This window comes from Halobacteriovorax sp., assembly GCF_048381875.1.
In the GTDB taxonomy this organism is placed as follows: domain Bacteria; phylum Bdellovibrionota; class Bacteriovoracia; order Bacteriovoracales; family Bacteriovoracaceae; genus Halobacteriovorax_A; species Halobacteriovorax_A vibrionivorans.
In genome coordinates, this window is sequence record NZ_JBLXBP010000003.1 from 594,498 (window position 1) to 605,860 (window position 11,363).

Annotated in this window: 14 protein-coding genes and 1 tRNA gene; 3 read left to right on the top strand and 12 right to left on the bottom strand. The window is 37.9% G+C overall.

The genetic code is table 11. The features are described 5' to 3' along the window. Positions 1-208 precede the first annotated feature (208 nt). From ACN5L8_RS11295 to folE2, 5 genes are all read right to left on the bottom strand, one after another. The gene (locus tag ACN5L8_RS11295; RefSeq protein WP_162929669.1) at positions 209-757 is read right to left on the bottom strand and encodes a hypothetical protein; all 549 of its coding nucleotides are present in this window, start codon (positions 755-757) and stop codon (positions 209-211) included. Between the two features lies 1 nt (position 758). Next, on the bottom strand, positions 759-1,544 hold the full coding sequence (locus ACN5L8_RS11300; protein ID WP_334678133.1) for a hypothetical protein: 786 nt from the start codon (positions 1,542-1,544) through the stop codon (positions 759-761). A gap of 97 nt (positions 1,545-1,641) precedes the next feature. Beyond that, complete coding sequence (locus ACN5L8_RS11305; protein ID WP_419173059.1) at positions 1,642-2,142, bottom strand: hypothetical protein; 501 nt, start codon at positions 2,140-2,142, stop codon at positions 1,642-1,644. Between the two features lie 357 nt (positions 2,143-2,499). Continuing rightward, a tRNA-Val gene (locus tag ACN5L8_RS11310) sits at positions 2,500-2,575 on the bottom strand. A 117-nt stretch (positions 2,576-2,692) separates the two neighbouring features. Continuing rightward, positions 2,693-3,631, bottom strand: coding sequence for a GTP cyclohydrolase FolE2 (gene folE2, locus ACN5L8_RS11315; RefSeq protein ID WP_419173060.1), 939 nt, complete (start codon positions 3,629-3,631; stop codon positions 2,693-2,695). Positions 3,632-3,821: 190 nt separating this feature from the next. On the opposite strand from folE2, the gene ACN5L8_RS11320 reads away from it, so the two are divergent. Next, positions 3,822-4,082 (top strand): hypothetical protein, encoded by a 261-nt coding sequence (locus tag ACN5L8_RS11320; RefSeq protein WP_162929668.1) that lies wholly within the window; start codon positions 3,822-3,824, stop codon positions 4,080-4,082. Between the two features lies 1 nt (position 4,083). Here the strand turns inward: ACN5L8_RS11320 and arsH are convergent, their stop codons facing one another. From arsH to ACN5L8_RS11350, 6 genes are all read right to left on the bottom strand, one after another. Beyond that, complete coding sequence (gene arsH / locus ACN5L8_RS11325; protein WP_419173061.1) at positions 4,084-4,734, bottom strand: arsenical resistance protein ArsH; 651 nt, start codon at positions 4,732-4,734, stop codon at positions 4,084-4,086. Then, on the bottom strand, positions 4,734-5,744 hold the full coding sequence (arsB, locus tag ACN5L8_RS11330) for an ACR3 family arsenite efflux transporter (RefSeq protein ID WP_419173062.1): 1,011 nt from the start codon (positions 5,742-5,744) through the stop codon (positions 4,734-4,736). The genes arsH and arsB overlap by 1 nt, the downstream gene beginning before the upstream one ends. Before the next feature lies 1 nt (position 5,745). Then, positions 5,746-6,162 (bottom strand): arsenate reductase ArsC, encoded by a 417-nt coding sequence (locus ACN5L8_RS11335; RefSeq protein WP_419173063.1) that lies wholly within the window; start codon positions 6,160-6,162, stop codon positions 5,746-5,748. Continuing rightward, complete coding sequence (locus ACN5L8_RS11340; RefSeq protein WP_419173064.1) at positions 6,159-6,578, bottom strand: MerR family DNA-binding protein; 420 nt, start codon at positions 6,576-6,578, stop codon at positions 6,159-6,161. Before ACN5L8_RS11340 ends, ACN5L8_RS11335 begins: the two co-directional genes overlap by 4 nt. A 70-nt stretch (positions 6,579-6,648) precedes the next feature. Then, a complete protein-coding gene (locus tag ACN5L8_RS11345) occupies positions 6,649-7,062 on the bottom strand; it encodes a PH domain-containing protein (RefSeq protein ID WP_419173065.1) in 414 nt (137 codons plus the stop codon). Between the two features lies 1 nt (position 7,063). After that, entirely contained in the window at positions 7,064-8,389 is a 1,326-nt protein-coding gene (locus ACN5L8_RS11350; RefSeq protein ID WP_419173066.1) for a dihydroorotase, read from the bottom strand. A gap of 54 nt (positions 8,390-8,443) precedes the next feature. Here ACN5L8_RS11350 and cysS point away from each other — a divergent pair, with 54 nt between their 5' ends. Continuing rightward, complete coding sequence (gene cysS / locus ACN5L8_RS11355; RefSeq protein WP_419173067.1) at positions 8,444-9,904, top strand: cysteine--tRNA ligase; 1,461 nt, start codon at positions 8,444-8,446, stop codon at positions 9,902-9,904. A gap of 99 nt (positions 9,905-10,003) precedes the next feature. Continuing rightward, a complete protein-coding gene (locus ACN5L8_RS11360; RefSeq protein WP_419173068.1) occupies positions 10,004-10,510 on the top strand; it encodes a hypothetical protein in 507 nt (168 codons plus the stop codon). 33 nt (positions 10,511-10,543) lie between these two features. Here ACN5L8_RS11360 and lgt read toward each other — a convergent pair whose 3' ends face one another. After that, positions 10,544-11,323, bottom strand: a complete 780-nt coding sequence (lgt, locus tag ACN5L8_RS11365; RefSeq protein WP_334678144.1) for a prolipoprotein diacylglyceryl transferase — start codon at positions 11,321-11,323, stop codon at positions 10,544-10,546. Between the last annotated feature and the right edge of the window lie 40 nt (positions 11,324-11,363).

An 11,363-nucleotide genomic window follows, 5' to 3' on the forward strand; every position in this document is an offset into this window, starting at 1 on the left:
TTGAAATGTTGTTTAAACAATTTGTTTCTTATTTAGTTGTTTTGATGAGATGAAATTAATTTGATTGAATTAAAGTGACAATTTTTCTGTTTGAAACGGGAAACTTTCTAGGACATTGTCATAAAAAAGGACAAATCTTCGGACAAATGGACAGAATAAGCAAAAAAGGCCGCTAATTGCGGCCCTTTCTTACTATTATTTATATTTCTTACTGACAATAAGGAATGATAAATTCTTTATTAAAAGAGTCCTGAATTACTTCTCTAGGCCTATCACTATTGCTTTTATAGACTTTTACTTTTTTTACTTTCACCTTTTTTATGGTTTCAGTTGTAACTTCTTTCGTTACTTCTCGACATCTCTTGCCATTGTTTGCACAAACTCTATCCCATGTAGTGTAGGTGATAGGGAAGCTTAACTTTTCAGTTCCAACTTTGACATATTTATATCCGTCTTCATCTGCTCCATAATGTGTTTTGCCAACTTTAATTCTCTCGTACTTAGGAAATTCTCTTGTTGTTCTGAGAATATCTCCATCAAGACATGTATCAAATGCACTTACTGGTCTTGAGACAAAGACAGTTGTTCCTTCAATTTTGATGTCATCACTTAGTTTTTTAGCATTTAGAATCTTATCCCATGATGTATTTGGTCCTAGTTTTGCAAAGTCATCTTTCGTTGGCTTTGGTCCACCTGAAACTCCTCCTACGCCTGCATAGATAGAAAGGGATGCTAAAATTATTATTAGTTCTTTCATATTATTTCTCATTCAAAGTATCTGTTACCATAAATGTAAAAGATCTCTTTGTTCCTTTTGATTTACTCTCATTTGCAATTTTAATCTTTTCTTCAAAAGCCTTAGCGTCGACTTCAAGCCAACGGTTATAAGCTTCATCACTCAATCCTTCTGCGTAGAAGCCGATGATATTATTTCCATAGTCTTCTGCGTTTTGTGGTTTACTATACTTTTCAATTAGTGACATTCCTAAGCGCTTAAGTGTTTTTGCGCTGAAATTCGTTTGATTCTCTCCAAGGGTATACAGCCCCGCCTTTGTCTGTCGGAGCGCTTTCATATCAAGCATCTTTTCTAAAGTTAGCATTCCACTCATTCCGTAGCGATATTGAATTAGCTCATTGGTTATTGGTGAACATGCCGCTAAGATATAAATCTCAGCAAAAGTTCGATCATATAACATTTGAGTTTCAATATTCTCGTGAAACTGAATACCTTCACTTGCTCTATTTGGATTACACTTATTAATCTCGTTCTTTATCACTTCAGGAACTAGAGATAATAAAAGTGTGTCATTATTAGTGTTATAAATAGCTCGGTAAAGCTTTAGAAGTGTTTGGTATGTAGGCTTATTTTCCTTGGCCAGTAATCGATAAATTGTCCTTTCACTAACTCCACTTTTATCAGAGATAAGTCTTACGCCAATTTTAATATTGCGATAGCTTTTGAGATTATCAGTCAAATCCTTAACAACTTGATCGATAAGCCCAAGAGGTTCTTGGCCGATATGTGGGGAGTTGGTTTTATCCATAGAACTTGGAATAGCATGAACAGATTGTTAGATCTACTCATGCTATAAAAAGTATAGCTTAAGCGCCTTAGGGAATACGCTTAAGCTATTGAATTTATTAGTTACAAGCTGGGATTACGTATTCTTTCTTGAAAAGTGTCTTTTCAATTGTACGATCATTTGAACCAACGTTTCTTCTAACAACTTCTTTTACAGATACGTTCTTAGTTAGGTCTTGGTTAACTGTGTAAGGAACTCTCTTACAGTTTTTGTCATCGTTTCTACAAACTTCTTTATATGAAGTGTAAGTTGTTGGGAAAGAAAGGATTTCGTATCCAACGATTACTGATGCATACCCATCTTCGTCAGCTTCTGGGTGAGTTTTTCCAACTTTAATGATTTCATAAATTGGGAATTCTCTAGTTGTAACAAATTGGTCACCGTCTAGACATACGTCAAATGCGCTAACTGGACGACCAACAAATACAGTTGTTCCAGCAAATGAAAGATCCCAATCAGCAGATACTTCAGACTTGATTGTATCCCATGAATCGTTTGTAGATAGTGCAAAAGTTGAAACGCTTAGTAGTGCAGCAGCAAGTGCGATAATTTTTTTCATAAATTCCTCCGGTTTATTAGACATTCAATTTGTTGAAGCCTTTAATTAATTAAGTTGTTTTGATGTGGAGGTTATATTTTTAGTGAAAAGAGATGTCTAAAAATCACAAAGTATATTGATTTTTTCTTGGACAATGGCAGTAAAGAGTTCGAAATTCACTGTCATGAGCATTTATATGTCACCAATTTAAAATAATAATCTTCAAGAATTGCGGTACCCGACTCGTCCCATCGTGGGACTCGCTGGGTTGAATTGCATCATTTGCTCCTGCAAATGCTGCAAACAAAAAAAAAGAACTCTTTAGAGTTCAGAATAATTTATTTTGAATTTCTTTGGAGGTTTTCCACTGAAAAAAAGTGGTGGGCGATGACAGGATCGAACTGCCGACATCTACCTTGTAAGGGTAGCGCTCTCCCAGCTGAGCTAATCGCCCTCCGATTTGAAGTGGAGTTAGAATAAGGATTTCACCCTTAGTTGTCAATATAGAAATTTAAAAAATATAATATTTTTTGATAAAATAAAGGCCTCTTATTTAGAGGCCTTCTATTTCTTATGCTTTTGGGTGTTCTTTTCTGATATATCCGACAGCATTATGGCTGTGTAAGCTTTCTAGGTGCTCAACCTTGGCCTGCCAGTCGAGGATTTCTTTTTCAGAGTTTAGAACCTCTGAAATTCTTCTTGTAGAGTGCTCAACAAACATTGGATTATCACCGTTTAAGATTGCAAATGCCTGCTCATCAAGTCTCTTAACAAGAGATTGAGTCTCTGTAGGAAGTGCGATTCTCATTAGTTCAATTAAGTCCTCAACATGAAATTTCGACTCTGCTTTGTATTTAACAGTAATCGTAGCAACTGATCTTTGTGAGTGAGCAGAAGCGATACCACTTCCTTCAGTTGTTTCACCATTTCTGTATTGCTCTTCATATTGCTTAGACATTGAAAGAGAACATGGGCATGTCGATGAGTATTCATACTTAAGTGTTAAATTGATGTATGGAATACCATCACGACCTTCAATTCCTTCCATTGATACATTGTAGTATTGCCAACCCCAGTTTCCTGATTTTAGTGACTGTTGCTTAACTGGATAGTTAAAGTCTAGCGTTAGGTGGGCCTGTGGAATCAATGGTTCAGTATCATAGTCACGAAGATCTGTACGGTATCTTCTAAGTACTGTTGCGAAGAATTCGTTATTAACGTTATTCTCAAGTCCTTCTGCTTGAAGGATGTTACAGAAGCGAGACATGTTTGCACCTGTCTTGTGTGCTTCTAAGAAAACAAACATTGAAGCTTGTGCGTCAGTTGAGCGCACACTTCCATCTCTGTGTTCAAAATTTAGTGGAATACGAAATCTCTCAATCCCAACTTTTGGGATTGCGATATGCACGTCATTCGCCGTTTTTTGGAAATCATTAAGTCCAGTATCATCTTTGATCTGGCAGTTTAGGATATCTTCGCTGCTATTTCTAAGCGCTTCGATGTTTTTCATAGTGTGTCCTTTTGTTCCTTATGCAGAGGTAGGTGTGGTCCAACCTTACGTTTTATTAATAATAGCACGTTTTAACGTGTTCAAGGACTTTTGGCAAACGAACTCCGTAGTAATTATAAGGCTATACAGTGTATTACCAATTAGTTAATGAACATAAGTTGTTGTTTTTTATGAAATAACCTCATTTAATATGCGAAATTTCAGTAAATACGGTAAAATAGAAGGTGACGAGGAGCTTGATATGAAGGAAAGGTCCGTAAAAGTCGAAAATTTCGTACGCTACTTTGGCGAAATTGAAGACGTAAAAAAGCAAATTGAATGTTGCCCTAAATGTGGGGCCAAATTCACTGTGACTCATTTAGCCGATCACGATAACCTCTATATTCATGAAGAGGTGACATGTGAAAACTGCACATATGGAACAGAGGAAACACTTCATATCCTTAATTAAGCTACTGCTTACGTTCACTGTAGCGATCAACTAAGAAATCGGCGTGATCACGAGTTAGGTAAGTAAAGCGCATAAGCTCTTCCATTACATCGACGACGCGATCACGAAAGCTAGATTCTTTCATTGAACCATCTTCTTCAAATTCTTGATAGGCCTTTGCCACTGATGATTGGTTTGGAATTGTTATCATACGCATCCAGCGCCCAAGCACTCGCATATTATTGACGGCATTAAAGCTTTGAGAGCCACCACTAACTTGCATGACAGCTAGAGTTCTTCCTTGTGTTGGGCGAACGGCACCAATTGATAAAGGAATCCAATCAATTTGAGTTTTAAGAAGTCCTGACATATTTCCGTGAAGTTCTGGAGAGGTCCAAACTTGTCCCTCTGACCAAAGACTAAGCTCTCTTAGTTCTTTTACTTTCGGATGATCAACTGAGCGATCATAGTCATATGTAGGAAGTCCATCGGGATTGAAGAACTTAACTTCCGCTCCCATATACTCAAGAATACGGCCAGCCTCTTCAGCAAGAAGTCTTGAGTATGAGCGCTCTCTTAATGATCCGTAGAGCATAAGGATTCTTGGTTTATGCTTAGATCGTTTTGTGTTTTCTGTCTTTAAATTAAATTCTTCGGTATCTAAGTAATTCATTAATATCTCCACTTATTTGCGATTTTTACTAAACTCAACATGACTGGTACTTCAATAAGAACTCCAACAACTGTTGTTAGTGCCGCTCCTGAATTTAATCCAAAAAGGGCAATGGCAACGGCCACGGCAAGTTCGAAGAAGTTACTGGCACCAATCATTGAACCAGGGGATAAGATACTGTGTGGTAAGCACATCTTGCGACCAATTCCCCAACTCACAAAGAAGATAAAGTAAGTCTGAATTGTAAGAGGAATTGCTATCAGAAGAATGTGAAGCGGGTTTGCTAAGATTTTTTCCCCTTGAAAGGCAAAGAGAAGAACAAGGGTTGTTAAAAGGGCAACAATTGAAACTGGTTTAAGGCGTGCCATAAAGACCTCTTGAAACCACTTCATTCCAAATTTCTTAATTAAGACTTTATTTGCGATATAGCCTGCAAGTAGAGGAATTACGACAAAGATCACGACTGAACTTATGAGTGTATCGTATGGAATCGCGATACTTGTGACTCCAAGTAAGAATTGAACGATAGGAATGAAAGCAACAAGAAGAATTAAGTCATTAATGGCTACTTGAACAAGTGTGTACTCAGGGTCACCTTTTGTTAAGTAAGACCAAACAAAGACCATGGCGGTACAAGGAGCAGCACCCAAGAGAATTGCTCCCGCAATATATTCTTGTGCAAGCTCTGGGCTTAAGTAAGCAGCATAAATTTTTGAGAAGAATAACCATGCAAAGAAGGCCATAGTAAAAGGCTTAATAAGCCAGTTGATGACAATTGTTAAGCTTAGGCCTTTGGGATTTTTTCCAACGTCTGCAATAGAGTTGAAATCAATTTGCACCATCATTGGAAAAATCATAAGCCATACAAGAATGGCCACCGGAATATTTACAGTGGCAATATTCATGTCACTTAAGACTGTGATTGATGTGCCAAGAACTTTTCCCAAAATGATTCCTGCTACGATACAGATTGTTACCCAAATACTTAAATAGCGTTCAAAAAATCCCATCTTATATTCTCTCTTCTAAGTTAGTTATCATTAACTTTATTTCGTCTCTAACTCTGCGGTAGACAGTTAGAATCTCTTCTTCATCATTAAGGTCTTTTGTGAGGCGAGGAGGATCATCAAAGCCGATATGAATGATCTTGCCACCTGGAAAGTAAGGACAATTCTCATTAGCGTCACTACAAACAGTGATAACGATATCCATCTTCGCGTCTAGTTCGTCAGTTGTATTTGATGTGTGATTTGAAATATCAACACCAGCTTCTTTCATCACTTTAATAGCATAGGGACTAAGTCCATGCTTCTTTGTTCCAGCTGAGTAGAAGTTATACTTGTCAGACTTTAGGGCCTTGCCCCAGCCTTCGGCCATTTGGGAACGACAGGAGTTTCCTGTGCATAGAAATAAAATATTCTTTTTCATGAGCTTCTTTCCTTCCGAGTATAAAAAGAGTCGAGAATAGGGCAGTCACTTAGAGACTGACTTTCATCAACGCAGCAGGTGGCGAGACCTTCAAGGGACTTCTTCATCTTCTTTAAGTCTTTTATTTTTTCATTTATTTCATTAATTTTAGCTTCTGTTTTGGAGAGAACGTCACTGCATTTAGCATGATTCTTTATCTTAAGATCTAAGAGCTCCTTTGTTTCACTTAATGTGAAGCCAAGCTCTTGCGATCGTTTGATAAATTTAATTCTTGTGATGTATTCATTAGGGTAGTACCTGAAGGCACCTTGCTTCTTTGGTTGATCAAGAATTCCTTTTCGCTCATAAAAGCGAATGGTTTCAAGATTAACACCGGAGGCATCGGCTAGTTTTCCTATGGTCAGTTGCGATTTCATTTTCATAATATACACTCTGTACCATGGTACGGAGTCAAGACGGTAGTGATAAATTGTTAAGATTTAGTTTTTAAACTTCAATTTTGATTTGTGGATTAGTCTCACTAAGTTTAGCGAGAAATTCTTTGCGATTTTTTGGAGAGATAACCACAGATTTCTTATGGGATTCAATCTTCATACGATCTATCGATAGGGCCGGTGCCGCCATAAAGGTTCTTGTTTTTGAAATTTTCTTGATTGAAGATATTGGAATATGACTCTTGAAATAGAGATTGGATATAACTAAATCATTTTTTTGTATTTCATAGTAGATACTCAGATATAAAAATACGAGAATACCTAGATAAATAAGGATGAAGCTAATCTCGTTCCAATTGATTGCTTGTGAGGCTAGAAATAATGAAGCAAGACGAAAGATTGAACCAATTACCGGCAAAAGTATAATTAGAGACGTCAGAAAGTCGAGTTTACTTCGGTAGCGCATCCTACTTCCCTCGAACGATCGGCTGGGCCTGAACCTTCATGGCCTTGCCGTGATCCATGGCAACTTGACCACTAACGATCGTATAAGTTGGGCAACCTTTAACTTCCATTCCATCAAAAGGAGTCCATCCAACCTTAGAAGCCTGATCTTCATTCTTAATTGTGAACTTCTTATTCATATCAAGGATTGTGAGATCTCCATCCATTCCCTCTTTAATAAAGCCCTTGTTAAGTTTGAAGAGCTTAGCAGGATTTTCTGCTAGGTAAGTGATGATATCTTCTAAGCTTAGCCTTCCTGCTTCAACATGAGTTAGCATAACTGGAAGAATCGTTTGCACACCTGGCATTCCTGAAGGTGATTTTGGATACGGTTGATCCTTCTCTTCAAGAGTGTGAGGAGCGTGGTCACTTCCAAAGACATCAATCACACCGCTCTTTAAACCTTCCCAAAGTCCATCAGTGTGGTCCTTTGTGCGAATTGGTGGATTCATTTGCGCTAGTGTTCCGATCTTGTCATAAATATCTGGTGCAAAGAGAGTCAGGTGTTGAGGAGTGACCTCAATTGTACAATGCTCTTTTTGATCTTTTAAAAATTCAATTTCATCTTTTGTTGTGAGGTGGAGAATATGAACCTTGCGACCAGCTTTCTTGGCCACCTCGATAATCATTTTTGTTGACTCTAAAGCAGTCTGGGCATCACGCCACTTATAATGTGCGTGAACATCTCCATTGGCATTGTCACGAATGGCAACGTTAGCGTGAAGTCTTTCTTCACTTTCACTATGAACTGAAATATGACAATCAAGAGTTTTAAAGATCTCAACTAATTTATCTGTATCATAAAGGAGTAGGTCCCCAGTTGAGCTTCCTAGGAAGATCTTTACCCCAGAGCACCCAACCATGTCTTGTGATTTGATAAGCTCATCAAGGTTCTTTCCACTTGCTCCAATGAAGAAGCCGAAGTTGGCATATGAAGTCTCGCGGGCGATATCAACTTTGACCTGCGTTGCTTCAACTGTTGTTGTTGCCGGCTTTGTATTTGGCATTTCAAAGAAGGTACAAATACCACCTAAGACAGCAGCTTTTGAGCCGTGAGCGATATCTTCTTTGTGAGTGAGACCAGGTTCGCGAAAGTGGACCTGTGAGTCGATAAGTCCCGGTAGGATATCGAGTCCCTGCGCGTCAATGACTTTATCTGCTTTTGAAAGCTCTTCATCACTAAATTTAGCTAATTTAACTATCTTAGCGTCCTTTATTCCGATATCTTCTTGCCAGCTTTTTTGTGATGAGTGTAGAGTTCCGTTTTTGATGATTAAGTCGAATTCCATGACAGTTTTCCCTTTTTCGGTTATTCTATCTGCATAAAAATAGAGGAGTTGATAGTGTCACTAGTAGTTTACAATACTTTAACAAAGAAGAAAGAAACTTTTAAGCCGTTAGAAGAAGGCAAAGTTAAGCTCTACCTTTGTGGTCCAACGGTTTACGGGCCGCTTCATATTGGAAACTTTAGAGGGCCAATCTTCTTTAATTTTGCCCGCAATTGGATGGAGCATATCGGTTACGATGTAAACTTCGTTTATAATTACACTGATGTTGATGACAAGATCATTAATAAGGCTAATGAGGAAGGTGTTGACTCACTAGAAATCTCTGAGCGCTATATTAAATATTTCCAAGAAGACTTTGGCCGTCTAGGACTACGTCCTCATACTCATAACCCGAAGGTTACAGATTATATTCCTCAAATTATTGAGTACGTTCAAGGCATAATCGATAATGGTATGGCCTATGTTGTTGACGGAGAAGTTTTCTACGAGACAACAAAACTAGATTCATATGGAGAGTTATCGGGCGTAAATCTAGACGAATTAAATTCGGGAGAGCGAGTCGAAGTCGACGAGCGCAAAAAAGACCCAAAGGATTTTGTTCTTTGGAAGCCTGCCAAAAAAGGTGAACCATCATGGGATTCTCCATGGGGAAAAGGTCGCCCAGGTTGGCACATTGAGTGTTCTGCCATGATCAAATCTATCCTTGGTAAATCAATTGATATCCACGGTGGTGGAATCGATTTAATTTTCCCACACCATGAAAACGAGATTGCTCAAGGTGTTGGATGTAATTCATGTAAGTATGTAAATTATTGGATGCATAATAACTTCATCAATATGAGTGGAGAGAAGATGAGTAAGTCCCTAGGCAATATCATCACTGCTCGCGCATTCATGGATGAGTATCATCCAGAAGTTTTAAAATATATTATGCTTTCAACTCACTATCGCTCAATGCTTGATGTGACAGATGAAAAAATTGATCAGGCTTTTAGTGGATCAATTAGAGTTTATCGCGCACTTCAAGTTGCAAAGCATGCAGCAACTTTTGCGACAAATGATTCAGCTAAAGTTAATAAGAAGTTAGCAGAAGAATTGTCACGTCTTGATAAGAAAATTGAAAAGGCTTGTAATGATGATTTCAATACTAGTGAGATGATGTCAGCAATTTATGAAGCCGTTAAAACTTTCAATGCCCTTAATCTTGAAAAGAAGGCAAAGGATGTCAATTCTGCTCCAACTGCAATTGTCTTTTCTGAATGGATAGCAAAGTATGGCCGTATGAGTGCTTTATTTGCAATGGATCCTGAGCAGTTCTTAAATGAGATTAAAGAAGTTCAAATCAGAAGAAAGGGGATTGCCATAGAAAAGGTTGAAGAGCTTCTTGCTAAACGTGCTGATGCTCGTGCTGCTAAGGACTGGGATGCCGCTGATTCCGCTCGTGATGAGTTAAATGCTCTTGGAATTGATATCCAAGAAAGTGGTGACGAGGTCACTTGGTCTGTTCGTGTTTAAAGCTTGAACACCGTATGTAATACTTCCAAATTTTTAATCTAGACTCTCTTCTTGTGATATTTTTTAAATATAAATACATATGACAAGAGGAGAGAACCCATGAAAAAACTTATGATTTCAGCTACTTTGATGATTGTTTCAGCTTCATCATTTGCACAAATTAATTCAAAAGAATTTGTTAATTGCTTTGTTAAGGCAACGAATGAAGTGATTGTTGAACTTCAAAACGGAGATTCTAAAAGCAAGAAGAAGAGACTTTGTGAGGAGCTTTCTCAAGAAACAGTTGATCGATTAATTGAAAAGTTTACGGTTGTTGAAGGTGGGGTATTAAAATATTACTCTGCAAACTCAATGGGCCAAGAGCGTATGGTTGATCTATACGATTATATTAAAAATGATATGGACTGCTACGGACTTCCTCTTGAAGGTCAAAAAGGTTCACTTGTAGGAGCGATTGCAAACTCATTTGCCTATAATAAGAACTTAGATCTTGCTGATGCGGCCCTTGATAGAATGACAGGAATTGATCTATGGGGATCATTCTTTGGTAAGTCGAGAATGTATGACACATTAGATGAATTAGATTTATCTTATTGCCAACAATAAGAATTAAAAAAAGGAAGCTTCTAGCTTCCTTTTTTATTTTTTTTCAACTGGTTTATAGAAGACAAGAATTATACCTGCGATAATTAGAGGTATACTCAAAAGTTGTCCCATATTTAGAATCATCCCTTGTTCAAAGGCAACTTGATTCTCTTTAAAAAATTCAACAATAAATCGCCAAGTGAACCCACCAATAAAAATAAGTCCAAGGAAGCGTCCCGCTTGCCATTTCTTATGAAACTTTGAATAGAGGAAGTAAATAACACCTGAGATAGCAAAGAAGCCTAAGGCCTCGTATAATTGAGCTGGATGGCGTGCAATATTGTCAGCACGGACAAATTTAAATGCCCATGGAAGACTAGATGGATGGCCAAGGATTTCTGAGTTAAAGAGATTTCCAAGGCGAATAAAACCACCTGTCATTAATGAAGGTGCAGCGACAAGATCAAGAAGCCAAAGTAGTGGAACATCCTTTACTCTTTTCTTAAAGATATAGATAGAGATAATAACACCTAGGAAACCACCGTGGCTGGCAAGTCCGCCTTTCCAAACATAGAGGATTTCGAGAGGATTACTTAAGTAGTAGCCAGGCTCATAGAATAAGCAGTGGCCTAGTCTGGCCCCGATAATACAACCAGCTATCATATAATTTAAGAGAGAGCTAACTTGATCTGTTGTAAACCCTTTCTCTTTAATTAGATAGCGACGACAGTATCGCTCGCCAATAAAGAAGCCAAGGATAAACATAAGTGAGTAATAACGAACCGCGACAGGTCCAATCCTAAATATTTCTGGATCAACATTCCATGTAATCATATACTTATTGTATGGTTTTAGTGTAGCTTTTACACTTACT